Below are 15342 nucleotides of genomic sequence, written 5' to 3'. Positions count from 1 at the left end.
GTGTTGCGTTCATGTCCCCCGGGCTGGGCTCACGCCCAGCCCTCCTCCTTGACTTCACTCCACACAGCAACCCGTCACAGTGCTCCTGCCACCACCGTAAACGCTCGGTTGTGCAGTCGTTCGAGGCTGCGACGGTGCCTGCTGCCGAGGGCGTCGGGTGAGCGGCGCAGTGAAGTTAAGGGGGAGGTGTCGGCCGGCAGGCCGACGCCGGAGGACATGAACGGAGCCGGTCGCCCGATGCCCTCGGCAGCTGCGCTGCAGCACCAGCATTGATGCGTTTGAATGCGGCTTGGTATGAAAGCGGCACTCGGGGCGGCATGGGGTTCGGCTCGCGTCGAAGCTCATGTCAGCGCCGACGGGACCCCGGTGGCGCAGCGCGCCGCGATCAGTTGATGCAGGCGCGGCAAGCCGCGCTCGATGGCGGCCGGGCCGGGCGAGAGGATGTCGGCCGATTTGACTTCGGCCAGCATCGCATCGAGCACCCGCCAGCCGGGCCGTGCGCGCACCCGCTCCGGCACGAAGCGCTTGCCGCACCAGGAGCCGATGACGAGTTGCGGGTCGGCGGCGAGCACCTCCTCGCTCGTGACGATCCGCTCGCGCGCGCCGCCCTGGCGCGAGCGCTCGGCAAACACGTCGGTGCCGCCCGCCACAGTGATCAGCTCGCTCACCCAGCCGATACCGCAGATCATCGGTTCGTCCCATTCCTCGAAGTACACGCGGGGCCGCCACGGCAGGCGCGCGGCCGCCTCGGCCACCGTGTCCTGCCGGCGTAGCAGTTCGCCGCAGAGCTGCGCGGCCACGGCTTGCGCTTCGACAAGTTCGCCGAGCTTGCCCACCATCGCGTGGATGCCGGCGATGTCGCGGTGGTCGAACCACAGCACCGGCAGGCCCTGCGCCTCGCACTGGTCGAGCAGCGGCCGCTGCAGATCCGAGAACCCGATGACGAGATCGGGCTTCACCGCCAGCAGCTTGTCCATGCGCACGGTCGAAAAGCCGCTGACCTTGGGCTTTTGCTGCCGCGCTTCGGGCGGGTAGACGCTGTAGCCCGAGATGCCGGCGATGCGGTCGTGCGCGCCCAGACGCCACAGCACCTCGACCGCCTCGGTGGACAGGCAGGCGATGCGGCGCGGGCCGGTCATCTCACCCAGTCCTCGGCATCGAGCAATCGCAACAGCACGCCGGGCTCGAAATGCGCATCGATGAAATCGGCCAGCCCGTCGAACACCGCATCGAGCGGCCGCACCGCATCGCCGAACAGCGCACGCAGCACGTCGGGCGATTCGAACAAGCCGTGCGCGTACAGGCCGAGGACGCTACCCTGCTGCCAGCCGATAGGCTCGCCTTCGGCATTGCGCAGCGCGACCGTGGCGGGCTCCATCGCGGGATGCTGCACGCTGCGGCCGTGGCGAATTTCGTAGCCGTGGAAGCTCAGGCGCGAGAGCACTGACCATTCGCCGTCGAGCGTGGCGAAGCCCGCTCGGGTGTGGCGCAGCAGCTTGTCGCGCTCGAAAGCGGTGACCAGCGGCAGCAGGCCCAGGCCCGGCGCATTGCTCTCGGCACCGCCTTCCACGCCGAGCGGATCGACGAGCGCCTCGCCCAGCATCTGCAGACCGCCGCACAAGCCGAGCACGCGGCCACCGCGAGCGGCATGACGAGCGATGATGGCATCGAGGCCCTGAGCGCGCAGCCAGGCGAGGTCGCCAACCGTGTGCTTGGAGCCGGGCAGGACGATCCAGTCGGCACCAAAGAGATCGGCCGGGCAACGTGCCCAGACCAGCGTCGCGCCGGGCAAGCTGCGCAGCGGCTGAAACTCGTCGAGGTTGCTGATGCGCGGGTAGGCGACGATCGCGATGCGGCGGCACGCATCGGTACGGTTGCCGCTGCCGTTGGTATCGCCGCTACCGCTACCGCTACCGCTACCGCTACCGCTGCTGCCGCCGATGCCGATGCCGATGCCGCCATCATTGCCGTCGCCGGCACCGCCGCGATTGCCGTCGGCATCGCCATCGGGCATGCCGCTCGGCGCCGCAACGCTCGCGATGCGCGACAGCGGTCCCTCGTCGTGCACGCCGTCTTCTTCGGGCAACCCGTGGCCGCGCCACATCGGAAGCACCGCGACGGTCGGCACGCCGGTCAACGCCTGCAACTGCTGCGGCCCCGGCGCGAGCAGGCCGGCATCCCCCCGAAAGCGATTGAGCACGAAGCCGCGGATCAGCGCGCGCTCGGCCTCGGGCAGCAGCCGGTGCGTGCCGTAGAGGTGGGCGAAGGCGCCGCCGCGGTCGATGTCGCTGATTAGCAGGCAGGCCGCCCGCGCCGCAAGCGCGGTGCGCATGTTGACGTAGTCACTCGCGTGCAGGTTGATCTCGGCCGGCGAGCCGGCGCCTTCGATCACGACCACATCGTTCTCGCTCATCAGCGCGTGCAGCGCCTCACGCGCGAAGGGCCACAACAGCTCGCTGCGTTCGCGCCACGGCACGGCGGCCAGATCGGTCCGCACCTCGCCGAGCACGACGACCTGGCTCGCGGTGTCGCGCTCGGGCTTGAGCAGCACCGGGTTCATGCGCACCTCGGGGGCCGCGCGCGCCGCCAGCGCCTGGAAATACTGCGCGCTGCCGATCTCGCCGAGCCGCCCCAGCGGCCCCGGTACGACGCGCGCGTTGTTGCTCATGTTCTGCGCCTTGAAGGGTGCGACCTTCAGGCCCCGGCGCGCGTACCAGCGGCACAGCGCGGTGGCGAGCCAGCTCTTGCCGGCGCCGCTGGTGGTGCCGAGCACCATGACGGCTCGGGCCGTCATGGTGGCGTCCTCGCGCGCAAGCTCGGCGTCTGCAGCACCAGCTCGGTGGACGCCAGCGGCGGCACCGAGCGTACGCGGCGCTGCTCGCCGGAGTCGATCGCCAGGGGCCGAGCGAAGCCGGGCGCGTCGAAGACGAAGGTATGGAACTCGCCGCCCTCGCCGCAGGGGCACACGCCGGCCGGCAGGCGCGCGAGCAGCGCGGCGTCGTAGTCGGCGCCGCAGTACGAGGCGTCGAGCCAGCGCGTGTCGACGCAGACCAGGCGCGCACGGATGCCGCGTCGCAGGGTCTCCTGTGCGATGGCCGCGCGCGGCTCGCCCCACAGCGGAAACACCGCGACCAGGCCCGTTTTTGCGCAGGCCGGCTCCAGCCAGTCGCGGTGGGCCTGCAGGTCGATGTCGCCGAACACCAGGTGGGTGTGGCCGGTGGCGACCAGGCGGCGCAGCGTCGCATCGAAAACCGCGGCGTATTCGCCGGGCCCGGCCTCGACCGGCCACCAGTCACCGCCGATCGCGCGCACTTGTGCGGCAACCAGTTCCGGCGGCAGCGCGTGCGATTTGCTCGTGCCGCCGGGCTCGCACATCGTCATGAAGGTGGTGACGTTCAAGCCCTGCTCGCGAGCGCGCAGCCAGGCGAGGCAGGAGTCCTTGCCGGCGCTCCAGCTGATCGCGGCGCGGGGTGGGCTGGTCGTATTCATTCAGTTGCTCCGCCGCGCCACACCCTCATCCCCCGCCTTCTCCCGCGAGCGGGAGAAGGAGCCAACACCTGCCACGATCGTTTCGGAGAGTTCGGGTTCATCCTAGGCCTACAGGTTGGGCACGGTAATGAAGCGCCCGGTTGCGCCGCCCACCAGCGGCTCGACCCGCAGCGCGCCGCCGAACACTGCCACGAGCGTCGCATGCAGCACCGGATCGTCGTGCGCACCCTCGGCGCGCACGTGGCCTTGTTCGAGCACGACCAGGCGATCGGCCTGCAAGGCCAGCGGCAGGTCGTGCAGCACGCTGACGACCGTCTGCGTGCGGCCCAGCCGGCGCAGGAGCCGGACCAGCGCGACCTGGTGCGGCGGGTCGAGGTGGGTGGTCGGCTCGTCGAGCAGCAACACCGGTGCCTGCGTCGCAAGGGCGCGCGCGAGCAGCGCACGCTGGCGTTCGCCGCCGGAGAGCTCGTGCAGGCGCCGGTGCTGCCAGGCCGCGCATTCGGTCGCGGCGAGGGCCTCATCGACCGCGGCCTCGTCGGCCGGGCCGGGCACCGCGAACAACCCCAGCAAAGGCAGGCGGCCGAGGTGCACGACCTCGCGCACCGTCAGCTCGCCGGTCGCCTCGCCCTGCTGCGACAGCCAGGCCAGGCGCTGCCCGCGCTGCCGTGCGCTCCAGTGAGCCAGCGCCTGGCCGGCCAGCTCCACCCGGCCGCCGGCCGGTTTCAGCAAGCCCGCCAGCACGTGCAGCAAAGTCGATTTGCCCGCGCCGTTCGGGCCGACGATGGCCGTCCAGCCCACCGCGAAATCGAGCGATACCCCGCGCAGGACCTCCTGCCCGCCGAGACTCATGTGCAGCGCATGGGCGCGCAAAGCGGCGCGGCTCATGAAGACGCCTCGGCCGCGATGAACGGCATCCGCGTCGAAGGGGCATTGGGTGCCCTCGGGCGGGCCGACGACGGTCTCACCGAATGCCCTTTCGATGCAGCAGCCACAGCAGGTAGCCGCCACCGAGCACGGCGGTGAGCACGCCGACCGGCAACTCCTGCGGTGCGATCAGCGTGCGGGCCAGCACGTCGGCGGCCAGGAGAAGCACTCCGCCCATCGCCGCGCTGGCGACCAGCGTGTAGCCCTGCGGCGCCGGCGCGAAACGCCGCACCAGGTGCGGCGCCACGAGGCCGACGAACGCAATCAGGCCCGCCTGCGACACCGCCAGGCCGGTGGCCAGCGCCAGCACCGCGACCAGCACGATGCGCAGGCGCGCCAGCGGCAGCCCGAGCGTTTGGGCCGTCGCCTCGCCCAGGCTCAGGGCGTCGAGCGCTCGGGCAAGCCGCCAGGCCAGCGGCAGCACCAGCGCGAGCCCGGCCGCCATCAGCAGGACCGCGGGCCAGCCAAGAAAACCGGTGCTGCCGAGCATGAAGACCTGCTTGCCGCGCAGCGCGTCGGGCGCCGCCGTCGTGACCAGATCGCTTATCGCACTCAGCACCACGCCGACCACCACGCCGGCCAGCAGCAGCCGCGTGGTGTGCTGTGCGCCGGTGGCCAGCAGCAAAGTCAGCAGCACGCCGCCGAGTGCGCCGGCTAAGGCCGCACCAACCAATCCCACGCGCAGCAGCGCATCGACGCTCGCCAGGCTGATCGCCTGTCCCCCGAGCGCGCTCGCGGCCAGCACCAGCACCACGCCGAGCGAGGCGCCCGAGGCCGAGCCGAGCAAGTACGGGTCGGCCAGCGGGTTGCGGAACAGGCCTTGCGCCACCGCCCCCGCCAAGCCCAGCAGCGCGCCGGTGAACCAGGCCCCCAAAGTGCGAGGCGCACGAATCTCGCCGACGATCAGCGCCGCATCGGGCGCCATCAGCGAGCGCCACGACCAGCCCTCGCTGCCGGCCACGAGGCCCGCAAAAGCCAGCAGCAGCGCAGTCAGCGCGAGGCCGAGATTCAGCCGCAGGCGGCGTGCGCGCTCGGCCGTTACTCGGGTGCACTGCATCAGCGCCTCTCCAGCGCGGCCAGGCACTCGGCCAATTGCAGCGCCGCCTCGCCGAGCCGCGGGCCGGGTCGCACCAGCAGCTCGTAGCGCCCCGCCGCGAAGCCGCAGGTGCGCTGCTGCTGCAGGGCACGCAGGTGGCGCCAGCCCGGGCGGCGCGGCATCGCGTCGATCTCGCGCTGCACCGCCATCACGATGTCGGGCTGAATGCGCACGACGTACTCGGGGTTGAGCTTGGGAAACGGCCCGAGCTCGGCCGGCACCGCATTGGCCATGCCCAGGCGCGCCAGCGTCTCGCCGATGAAGGAAGCAGCCCCAGCGGCGTAGGGTGCGGACGCAACCTCGAAATACACGCGCTGGCCTTGCAGCGCCAGCGGCACACGCGCGGCGGCGCGCTGCAGGTCCTGCTCGATCGCCGTCCACAGCCGGGCCGCCTCTTGCGGCGTGCCGAGAAGCCGCGCCAACAGGTCCAGCGTGCGCTTCACGTCGGCATGCGTGTCCGACTCGACCACGAACACCTTCACGCCTAGCGACTCGAGCCGCTGCGTCGCACGGGCCGACGCCGCGGCCAGCACCACGTCGGGCTCGAGCGCCACGATGCGTTCGATCTGCGCGTCGTCCAGACCGCCGAGCCGAGGCAGCGATTGCACTTCACTCGGCCAGTCCGAAAAGCGGTCGATGCCGACGAGACGTGCGCAGCCGCCCAGCGCACACACGCTCTCGGTCAACGAGGGCAGCAGGCTCACGATGCGCGCCGGCGGCGCCGCGAAGGACAACGAGACGCCGCGGTCGTCGCGCACCGTGATCCGCTCGATCGGCGCGCTGCGCGGACTCGTCTGCGCGGCCTCGAAGCCTTGCGGGTTCGCCTGCGCAGTGCCCACGCTCCGCACGGCGAGCTGCGCAATCGCGTCATTCTCCGGAGCCCTTCGCGCGGCCTCGGCGCTGCCCGGATCGACCGTCGCTGCCGACGCGGCCGACGCGGCCGACGCCGACGCCGGCGCCAGCAACGCCAGCGTGATCAGCCCTGCCACAGCGCCCCTGCGCAGGCACGATCGCCCATCGATCGCCGTCAGCTCAGCCATGTGCGCGCTGTCCGCTCACCGGCCGCTGTAGCGCAGCGTCACGAAGCCCTGCCGCCCCGGTTGGTTGAAGCCGTAGGCGGTTTCGTAGGACTTGCCGGCCACGTTGTTCAATCGCAGCCCCAGTGTCCATTCGGGCGCAAGGCGCCAGTCGGCATACAGATCGGCGACGCCGTAACCGCCCACCGGCAGCGTGTTGGCCTGGTCATCGAAGCGCCGGCCGAATGCGGCCAGTCTGGCGCCGAGTTGCCAGGCGCCGAGATCGACCCCGGCGCTGGCCTTGACGCTCTCCTTCGCACGCCGCGGCAGTTGCTTGCCGAAGTTCGGGCTGCTGCGCGAGTCGTTGCGCGGATCGATCAGCTCGGCGGACGCAGCGATGTGCCAGCGCCCAAGGTGCGCGTCGTAGCCGAGGCTGAAGCCGTCGATGCGCGCATCGGTGTTCGACGGGTTCGGCCCCGGCGTCACGTACCCGTCGATGCGGTTCGCAAAGTAAGCCGCGCGCACCTCGTGGCCCGCGTCGGCCCAGCGCAGAGTCAGCTCGCGGTGCCGGCCTTCTTCCGGCAACAGATCGGGGCTACCGAAGTTGGGGAAATACAGCTGATTGAAGCTGGGCGCGACGAAGCTCGTGCCGTAGGAGAAGCCGGCGCGCAGCGCAGAGGTGATGTCGACGCCGTAACCAAGACTGCCCGTCGTCTGCGAGCCGAACTGCGAGTTGCGGTCGTGACGAAGATTGCCCTGCCAGGTATGCACGCCGGCCTTGCCGTTGAGGCCCGCCGCCACGCCGTTGATGCTGCGGTCGGACACGACATACGGGTCGCCCGGGCGGCTCACGTCCTGCTCGATGCGCTCGGCCAGCAGCAAGGCGCTGCCCAAACGCGTGGCGACGGTGTTCTCCCAACTGAGCTGGCGCTGGACCGTACGGGTGGTGCCCAGGCCGGCGAACGGCGACGCGCTGGCGATCGTGTCGAAGTCGTCGCGCGAACGCGAGATGCGAACCAGCGAGCGCCAATCGTCCGTGACCGGCCCGCCCACCGCGAGCGACTGCACCGAGGCGCGCAGCTCTGCGCGGCTGTCGGCTCCGGGTCCGTCGTCGAACTCCGTCTCGCCGTCGGACTGCAGCGCGCGCAGGTCGGCGCGCCAGCCCGCGCCGAACTTCATGCCGAGCTGCACACTGCCGGCGTTCTGCCGGAAGCCGTCGTCATCGTCATTGAAGCTGCCGAACAGTGCCTGCGGGTTGGTTGCAGAGAAGCCGCGCGTGCGGGTGTGACTGAGCTGCACTGCGCCGTCGAATGCGCCCGACCCGAAACGCAGGCCCGCCGAGCCCTGGCCGTAACGGTCGCTACCGGCACTCAGGCTCGCGTTGGTACGCAGGCCCTCGACTCCGCGGCGCGTGAAGATATGGATCACGCCGCCGACCGCGTCGCTGCCGTAGAGCCCGGAGAGCGGGCCGCGCAGGATCTCGATGCGCTCGATCTGTTCGAGCGGCAGGTTTTCCCAGATAGGAATGCCCGCCGTGGCGGAGCCGTAGCGCACGCCGTCGATCAGCAGCAAGGTGTGGCGCGACTCCAGACCGCGCAGGAACACGCTGCTCAGTTTGCCCAGACCGCCGTTCGATGCGAACTGCACGCCGGGCTGCTGGGCGAGCAGTTCCGGCAGCGTGCGGCCGGTCGCGCGCTCGATCTCGGCGCGGTCGATCACGGTCACGTCAGCGAGGGTTTCGTCGATGCGGGTTTCGGTGCGTGCTGCCGTGACCACGACAGATGGCAGCGGCGCCGCGCGCGCCGACTGGGCCCGAGCCGGCCCCCAGGGTGCGGCTGAAGCAGCGATGACGAACAGGAAGGACCAACGGATTGCGGCGTGACGCACGCCGACACGGGGTGCGGACGACCCCTTCGAGAAACAAGACATGGAAAGTTACCGATGCAATCGTGCGCGCCGGCTTCCCCGCAAGCGCCCACCTCATGGCGCACCGCTCACGCAGCACGCCGCCTCGTTGGCCGGTATCCGGGCTGGCGGAGCAACCCTTGCGACCTTCCCAGCAGCGTTGGCTGCCAGTGGCATGTGCGCAAGAGCGGAAACTCGAAGTGAAACCTCGGGCTTCGTCCGCTGACCGTTGCGGGGGCAGCGCAGGCTGGAAACGCACCCGAAGGGCGGATCTCCTCTGCTTCCCGTTTAACTGTTCCGGCGTGAAGACCGGCACGAGCACCAACGCCGCAAAGTGTAAGCCGGGCAAGGCGGCCCCCTACAATTGCAAGCACCCGCGGGGAGAGCATGGCAACCATCGAAGAACTGGCCGAGCGCGTGGAGCGACTGCTCCTTCGCCATCAGGAATTGCAGCGCACGCATGCGCTGACGGTCGAGCAGTTGGCCGGCGTCACCCTCGAGCGAGATTCGCTGCGCTCGCGCCTGACGGCGGCACGCCAGCGTGTCGATGCCCTGCTCGATCGCCTGCCGGTGGCTGATGCGGCGGCCGGTGCGATGGCCGATCCTTCCGACGGGAAAACGCGCAAATGAAGCAGCTCGAAGTCACCATCATGGGCCAGAGCTACATCCTCGGCTGCCCCGAAGGCGGCGAGCGCGCCTTGCTCGAAGCGGTGGGCAATGTCGACCAGGAAATGTGCGCAATCCGTGATGCCGGCAAGGTGCGCGCACGCGAGCGCATCGCGGTGCTGGCCGCGCTGAATCTGGCCTACGTGCAGGCCGAGCGGCCGATGTCCGCGAACGGCGCGGCGGCGGCCAGCAACGTCGATCTCGATGCGCTGGTCACGCGCATCGACGAAGCCCTCGGGCACGACGGCCAATTGCTGTGAATTCGCCCGCGGGTCACGGCGCGAGGCGTAAACTGACTCGGTCCGTCGCGTTCGCGGGAGCTTTTATTTCCTTGAACCGATGCTCGAAAGAGCAGGGGCTTGGAACATCGCGATGCGGGCGTGATCGTCTCGCGTCAGATGAACCCGAAGCATCGCTGACCTCGCCCACCTGAACCCTGGGTTCAGGAATGCGGCTCCCGGCTCGTGGCGGACACCCCCGCTTTTCTCTTCTCCCTCTCCCATGGCCTACTGGCTGATGAAGTCCGAGCCCGACGAGGTCTCGATCGACGACCTTGCGCGCGCGCCTCGGCAGACGTTGGCATGGACCGGCGTGCGCAACTACCAGGCCCGCAACTTCATGCGCGACGATTTCGGAGTCGGTGACGGCGTGCTGTTCTATCACTCGTCGTGCCCGCAACCCGGCGTGGCCGGGCTTGCCGAAGTCGCGTCGCGAGCGCTGGCCGACGAGACGCAGTTCGACCCGGACAGTCCTTATTTCGACGCTGCAGCAAAGCGCGACGTGCCGCGCTGGGTCGGCGTGGACGTTCGCCTGGTTCGCAAGACCCGCCTGCTGCCGCTGACCGAGATGCGCGCCGCGCCGGCACTGGCGACGATGCGCGTGCTGCAGCGGGGCAACCGCCTGTCGATCACGCCGGTCAGCCGGAGCGAGTGGGACGCGGTGCTGCGCCTGCTGGCCGGCAGCGCGACCCCGCCCTGATGCCCACCGCTCTGCTGATCGTCGAATTGCTGCTGCTCGGCAGCTTTGCCGGCTTCATGGCGGGGCTGCTCGGTGTCGGCGGCGGCATGCTGATGGTGCCGTTCATGACCTTCCTGCTCACGCTCGAGGGCGTTCCGGCGGAGTTGACGGTCAAGGTCGCCGTGGCGACTTCGCTCGCGACCATCTGCTTCACCTCGATTTCTTCCGTGCGCGCGCACCATGTGCGCGGCGCCGTGCGCTGGCGCATCGTGAAGCTGCTCGCGCCCGGCATTGTGGTCGGCTCGTTGCTCGGCGCGCAGCTCGCCAAGGTCTTGCCGGTGCAGGTGCTCGCGCTGCTGTTCGCGGCTTTCGTGAGCTTTGCGGCAACACAGATGCTGATCGGGCGCAAGCCCGAGCCCACGCGGGAGTTGCCCGGCGGCGCAGGGCTGTTCGGCACGGGCGGTGTGATCGGCCTGTTGTCCGCGCTGGTCGGTGCGGGCGGCGCCTTCATATCGGTCCCCTTCATGACCCGCTGCAACGTGCCGATCCACCACGCGGTCGGCACGTCGGCGGCGCTCGGCTTTCCGGTCGCACTGGCCGGCACTGTGGGCTACATCTTCGCTGGCCGCGACTTGCAGGGACTGCCCGGTGGAACGCTCGGCTTCCTTTACCTGCCGGCGCTGTTCGTGATTTCGATCGCCAGCGTGATCACGGCGCCGCTGGGCGCGCGCGCGGCGCACGCGCTCGACATGCGCCAGCTCAGACGAGTGTTCGCCGTGCTGCTGTATGGGCTGGGGGGCTACATGCTCTACAAGGGGCTGACGGCCTGATGCCTTTGCCAGCGACGCCGGACGCAATAGCCGTTGCGATGCAAGGCGCCCACGAGCGGTAATGCAACCGGGGATCAGTGGAACAGGCCGAACCACCCCGCTCTCAGGCCGCCGGCACGCCCCCGAAAGCGATGCTGGCCAGCGCCACATGGTTGCCACCGCGCCCGCGCGCCTGCGCCAGCGCGGCCTCGGCGGCATGCAGCAGCCCCGCCTGGGTCTGCGAGGTATGCGGAAAGCTTGCCACCCCCATCGACACGGTGAAACGAAGCGCGGCGCCCTGGCGCACGACGATCTGGGTCGCGCACTGGCGGCGCAGGCCCTCCATGCGCGAATGCGCGGTCGCCAGGCCCACGCCCGACAGCAGTACCGCGAAGCGTTCGCCGTCGAGCTGGCTGGGCGCATCCATCGCGCGGGTGTTGCTGCGCAGGAGGCGGCCGAGCGCCTCGATCACCCGGTCGCGGCCGGCGCTGTCTTGCGGCGGGGTGCCGTCCGGCGCCGGGTCGACATGCACATAGACCACCGCGAACTCGCGGTGTTCGCGCAAGGAAAGATCGATCTCGCGACGTAGCTGATCCTCGAACTGCTCGCGACGCACTAGCTGCGTGGCACCGTCTTGCTGAGCACGGCCTTCGATCTCGCCGCGCAGCAGCTCGTTGGTGCGCTGCTGGTCTTCGAGCTGGGTGAGCGCTTGCTGAAGGTCGCCGGCCATGCGGGTGCGCTCGCTGCGCTCGAGCCACAGGCCGAGCAGCGCGCCGCCGCCCAGCGGCACCCGCACGGCGACGGCTTCGCTTCGCTGTCCATCGAAGTCCAGGCTGTGCTCGGAGACGGCGGCTTCGTCCCGGGCCAGCGCGGACTGGTCGGCGGCGCGCAGCGCTGCGGCCGTTGCCGGCGTGAACACGTCGGCGTCGCTGCGGTCGGCTTGCGCTCCTTTCAACAATGAGGCGGCCGCCTCATTGAGGTGCGTGTAGCGGCCCGCGCCGTCCTTGACGTACAGGGCAAGGCCGAGCGCATCGATCGCGTTGCTCAAGGCAGAAAGGTTCACGGGAGACCCCGGTGGCAGGCTCATGACGGTGTGGATTGCGGCGGCTCGCATTGGTTGTGTGAATCAATGATAAGACCGGCAAGTCGCTGCTGCGCCCCCCTGCTTGCGGCCCTGTCCGCGGCGAGTGCGTTGCCTTGTCGCTGCAAGGTATCGACTTGTCTGGTGCGCGTGCCTCGAGCATCCCGCTCGCCGCCGCACCAGCGTGTTGCATCGCGCACCAAGCTCGGGAATGCCCGCGGCAAAGCGCAGCGGCAACGCGCCGAGCCGCTTGCCGGCTGCGGCCAGCGCTGATGCGGTTTTTGGCACGCTTAGTGCTAATTCGTTCGCCGGCACTGCGTCGTGCCCTGGCTCGCCCGCGGCACGTGCTTCGGCATCCGTGTCTTCCTCCTGCTTGCAATTCGAGTCTCTCGTCCATCGCCCATGCCCGTCGCTCGCCCCGCCCGTTCCGGCTTCCAAGACTTCCTCCGCTCCGGCCACGGGCCGACCCTCTTCGCGGCGACGCTCTACTTCATGTTCTCGTGCTGCGTCTGGGTGCTCAACGGCGCAATGGCACCGTTCATCGCCGAGACCTACCGGCTCAGCCCGGCGCAGATCGGCCTCATGCTCTCGATCCCGATCGTGGCGGGCGCGCTGATGCGCTTTCCGCTCGGCGTGCTGGCGCAGTACATCGGCCGCAAGCGCGCCACGATGGTCGAGATGGCGCTGATCGCCGTCGCTCTGCTCTACGGCTACTTCCGGGTCGAAAGCTACGACGACCTGCTGGCCATGGGCGTGCTGCTGGGCATCGCCGGCGCCAGCTTCGGCGTGGCGCTGTCGCTCGGTTCTGGGTGGTTCCCGCCGCAGCACAAGGGGCTGGCGATGGGGCTGGTGGGCGCCGGCAACGTGGGCACCGCGGTCTCGGTGCTGGTCGCGCCGCCGCTGGCGCAATGGCTGGGCTGGCAGGCTGTCTACGGGATCGCCGCCGTAGCCATCGCCGTGCCCATGGCAGTCATGGTCCTGCTCGCCAAGGAGCCGCCCGATGTGGACGCCCACGCCGGCCTGCGCGAACACGTGGCCTGCCTGTTCGAAAAGGACGGCTGGGTCTTCAGCCTGATCTACGGCGTGACCTTCGGCGGCTTCATCGGGCTCATCACCTTCCTGCCCTCCTACTACTACGACCAGTTCGGCGTGAGCAAGGTGCAGGCGGGACAACTGACGATGCTCGCCGCCTTCATGGGGGCGGCGCTGCGCGTGGCCGGCGGCTGGGTCTCCGACCGCTGGGGCGGCGTCAACACGCTGAGCGTCGTGCTGGTGGTCGTGGCGGTGTGCCTGCCGCTGATCGGCCTGGCGTCCGCCTCGCTGGTGGTGACCACGCTGCTGCTGATGCTGTGCTTTGCGGCGCTCGGTGCGGGCAACGGCGCTCTCTTTCAGCTCGTGCCGCTGCGCTGGCCGTCGACCACCGCGGTGGCCGGTTCGATGATCGGCGAGATCGGCGCGCTGGGCGGCGCCCTGGTGCCCACCTCAATGGGCTTGTCGAGGCAGTACCTCGGCAGCTATGTCTGGGGCTTCGCGTTGTTCGCGGTGCTGGCGGCGGTGGTGTTGCTGGTGATGCGGGTGATGCAGATTCGCTGGACCCGCACCTGGGCCGAAAAGGGCGGGCGGGCCCGCCTCGTTCACCCCCCTGCAGCGGTCAGCGCGGCAAGGCCAGCAGCCACACGACCAGCAGCCCGTTGAAGAGCAGCGAGATGAAGAGCGCGATCTTCCAGAGCGCCGCCGGGTCGCGCGCGATCAGCGAGGCCGCCTGCGGCGCATTGAGCGGCCTCGAGGCGCCGCGCTCCAGCGCGAGCAGCAGCTCCTCGGCGGTCTCGAAGCGCTGCGCGCCCTCGCGCGCCACGGCCTTGAGCACCACATGATCAAGCCAGATCGGCACGTCGGGACGTCGCCGCGAAGGCGGCTGCGGGGTGCGCCGAAACGCGCCGGTCTGGTACGGCTCGACTTCGCCGTAGGGCAGCGCGGCGCCGAGCCAGCGGAACAGCGTGACGCCCAGCGCGTAGAGGTCGCTGCCCGCATCGGCCGGCGCCGGCCGGGCGCCGCCTCGCGCCCACTGCTCCGGGTTGATGTAGCTCGGCGTGCCGGCATGCAGGCTGCGCAGCGCCGCCGGCTCGCGGCCCGAAAGCGCGACACCGAGATCGAGGATGCGCCACTGTCCGTCTTCGCCGAGGTGCAGGTTGGCGGGCTTGATGTCGCGGTGGATCACGCCCTGGCGGTGCAGCCGGCCGAGCGCGCGCACCACGCAGGCCGCGCCGTCCACCACCTCGGCCACCGTGAAGCGGTGGCCGGCGGCGAGCATCTGCTCCAGGGTCTGCCCGCCGTGCCAGTCGAACACGACGTAAAAGGCGCTGGGCTCGTGAGGCTCCCGCACGCGGACGAAGCCGCGCGCGTCGCGCTCGCCCGCTCGCGGCGCCACGCGCGAGCCCAGCCACGCTTCGTGGGCCAGCATGGCCCGCTCCTCGGGATCGCTGGCGCGTGCCTCGTGCAGGGTCTTGATCGCGACCAGCTCGCGCGTGGCGGTCTCGCGCGCCTGGTACAGGCGGTGCACGCCGGTGTCGGCCACCAGGGCAGTGACAACATAGCCGTCCACCACGTCGCCGACTTTCAGCTTGCCCGGCACCGGCAGCTGCCGCCCGTGGCGCAACGCGTCGCCCAGCCGCTCCGGCGCCAGGCCCTGCACGCGCACGACCAGCGCCGTCGCGTTGTCGCGGCTGCCGGCCGCCAAAGCGGCGCGAACGAGAGCTTCGCTCGCGGCCTGCACGTCCCCTTCGCGCGCCAAATTCGCGATCTGCGCGCGCTCGAGCACGCCATGCACGCCGTCGCTGGTCAGCACGAAGCAGTCGCCGGCGTGCAGATCGCCCTGCTGGTAGTCGACATGCACCAAGTCGTCGAGCCCGACCGCGCGCGTGAGCTGACCGCCGAGGTCGAGGTGTTCGAGCGCATGGTCGGTGCTGAGCTGGCTGCAATCACCATCGCGCAGCAGCCAGGCGCGGGTGTCCCCCACATGGGCCAGCGTCCAGCCGTGGCCCTGCAGCACCAGCGCCGTCAGCGTGGTCAGCGCACTGCCGCCGCCGACGGCCGAACGGCGGCGGTTGTGATCGGCCAGCCAGCGGTTCTGGGCGCCGATCAGGCGGTCGAGCACGACGGTGGTCTCCCAGGTCTGCGGCGCAGCGAAGAAGTCCTCGAGGAGGCTCATCACCGCGGTCTGCGCCGCCTCCCGGCCCAGGCCGCCCGAGGCCACACCGTCGGCGATGGCCGCGATCAGGCCTTCGCTGGGCGCATCGCGCAGCGCGGCAACGAAATCGTCGTTGCGCTCGCGCGCCCCACGCTCGCAGGCGTATCCGATATCGACGTGAAAGCTCATGCGGCTGCCTGGAAGTGCGGCGA

14 protein-coding genes and 1 riboswitch are annotated in these 15342 nt (G+C 70.3%); of the genes, 5 read left to right on the top strand and 9 right to left on the bottom strand.

Going from position 1 to position 15342, the window contains the following annotated elements; all coding sequences use genetic code 11:
- Nucleotides 1-341 precede the first annotated feature (341 nt).
- The 7 genes from H0W40_RS11830 to H0W40_RS11800 all read right to left on the bottom strand — a co-directional run bounded on the left by H0W40_RS11830 (nucleotide 342) and on the right by H0W40_RS11800 (nucleotide 8412).
- On the bottom strand, nucleotides 342-1139 hold the full coding sequence (locus H0W40_RS11830; protein ID WP_292446376.1) for an ABC transporter substrate-binding protein: 798 nt from the start codon (nucleotides 1137-1139) through the stop codon (nucleotides 342-344).
- Entirely contained in the window at nucleotides 1136-2794 is a 1659-nt protein-coding gene (locus H0W40_RS11825) for a cobyric acid synthase (RefSeq protein ID WP_292446375.1), read from the bottom strand. The genes H0W40_RS11830 and H0W40_RS11825 overlap by 4 nt, the downstream gene beginning before the upstream one ends.
- Nucleotides 2791-3489 carry an adenine nucleotide alpha hydrolase gene (locus tag H0W40_RS11820; RefSeq protein WP_292446374.1) on the bottom strand — a complete coding sequence of 233 codons (699 nt, stop codon included), beginning with the start codon at nucleotides 3487-3489 and terminating at the stop codon, nucleotides 2791-2793. The genes H0W40_RS11825 and H0W40_RS11820 overlap by 4 nt, the downstream gene beginning before the upstream one ends.
- A 108-nt stretch (nucleotides 3490-3597) precedes the next feature.
- On the bottom strand, nucleotides 3598-4374 hold the full coding sequence (locus H0W40_RS11815) for an ABC transporter ATP-binding protein (RefSeq protein WP_292446373.1): 777 nt from the start codon (nucleotides 4372-4374) through the stop codon (nucleotides 3598-3600).
- Between the two features lie 76 nt (nucleotides 4375-4450).
- Nucleotides 4451-5470, bottom strand: a complete 1020-nt coding sequence (locus H0W40_RS11810; RefSeq protein ID WP_292446371.1) for an iron ABC transporter permease — start codon at nucleotides 5468-5470, stop codon at nucleotides 4451-4453.
- Nucleotides 5470-6549: an ABC transporter substrate-binding protein gene (locus tag H0W40_RS11805; protein WP_292446370.1), complete on the bottom strand. Its 1080-nt coding sequence runs from the start codon at nucleotides 6547-6549 to the stop codon at nucleotides 5470-5472. The genes H0W40_RS11810 and H0W40_RS11805 overlap by 1 nt, the downstream gene beginning before the upstream one ends.
- 15 nt (nucleotides 6550-6564) lie before the next feature.
- Nucleotides 6565-8412: a TonB-dependent receptor gene (locus H0W40_RS11800; RefSeq protein WP_292446369.1), complete on the bottom strand. Its 1848-nt coding sequence runs from the start codon at nucleotides 8410-8412 to the stop codon at nucleotides 6565-6567.
- 111 nt (nucleotides 8413-8523) lie between these two features.
- Nucleotides 8524-8771: riboswitch (cobalamin riboswitch) on the bottom strand.
- 46 nt (nucleotides 8772-8817) lie between these two features.
- On the opposite strand from H0W40_RS11800, the gene H0W40_RS11795 reads away from it, so the two are divergent.
- The 4 genes from H0W40_RS11795 (at nucleotide 8818) to H0W40_RS11780 (ending at nucleotide 10883) form a co-directional block, all read left to right on the top strand.
- Nucleotides 8818-9060, top strand: a complete 243-nt coding sequence (locus H0W40_RS11795; protein ID WP_292446367.1) for a DUF904 domain-containing protein — start codon at nucleotides 8818-8820, stop codon at nucleotides 9058-9060.
- Nucleotides 9057-9356, top strand: a complete 300-nt coding sequence (locus H0W40_RS11790) for a cell division protein ZapA (RefSeq protein ID WP_292446366.1) — start codon at nucleotides 9057-9059, stop codon at nucleotides 9354-9356. Before H0W40_RS11795 ends, H0W40_RS11790 begins: the two co-directional genes overlap by 4 nt.
- Before the next feature lie 241 nt (nucleotides 9357-9597).
- Nucleotides 9598-10074, top strand: coding sequence for an EVE domain-containing protein (locus H0W40_RS11785; RefSeq protein WP_292446365.1), 477 nt, complete (start codon nucleotides 9598-9600; stop codon nucleotides 10072-10074).
- The gene (locus H0W40_RS11780) at nucleotides 10074-10883 is read left to right on the top strand and encodes a sulfite exporter TauE/SafE family protein (RefSeq protein WP_292446364.1); all 810 of its coding nucleotides are present in this window, start codon (nucleotides 10074-10076) and stop codon (nucleotides 10881-10883) included. The genes H0W40_RS11785 and H0W40_RS11780 overlap by 1 nt, the downstream gene beginning before the upstream one ends.
- A gap of 103 nt (nucleotides 10884-10986) precedes the next feature.
- Here the strand turns inward: H0W40_RS11780 and H0W40_RS11775 are convergent, their stop codons facing one another.
- Nucleotides 10987-11976, bottom strand: coding sequence for a diguanylate cyclase (locus H0W40_RS11775; RefSeq protein ID WP_292446363.1), 990 nt, complete (start codon nucleotides 11974-11976; stop codon nucleotides 10987-10989).
- Nucleotides 11977-12345: 369 nt separating this feature from the next.
- Between H0W40_RS11775 and H0W40_RS11770 the strand changes: the two genes are divergently transcribed.
- Entirely contained in the window at nucleotides 12346-13638 is a 1293-nt protein-coding gene (locus tag H0W40_RS11770; RefSeq protein WP_292446361.1) for a nitrate/nitrite transporter, read from the top strand.
- On the opposite strand, the gene H0W40_RS11765 is transcribed toward H0W40_RS11770, so the two are convergent.
- On the bottom strand, nucleotides 13595-15319 hold the full coding sequence (locus H0W40_RS11765; RefSeq protein WP_292446359.1) for a bifunctional protein-serine/threonine kinase/phosphatase: 1725 nt from the start codon (nucleotides 15317-15319) through the stop codon (nucleotides 13595-13597). The two genes, H0W40_RS11770 and H0W40_RS11765, sit on opposite strands and share 44 nt — an antisense overlap.
- Between the last annotated feature and the right edge of the window lie 23 nt (nucleotides 15320-15342).

The organism is Methylibium sp., from assembly GCF_013817345.1.
Taxonomy (GTDB): domain Bacteria; phylum Pseudomonadota; class Gammaproteobacteria; order Burkholderiales; family Burkholderiaceae_C; genus Methylibium.
Note: the sequence above shows the minus strand (reverse complement) of the source record. Positions and strands in the feature narration are given on the sequence as shown.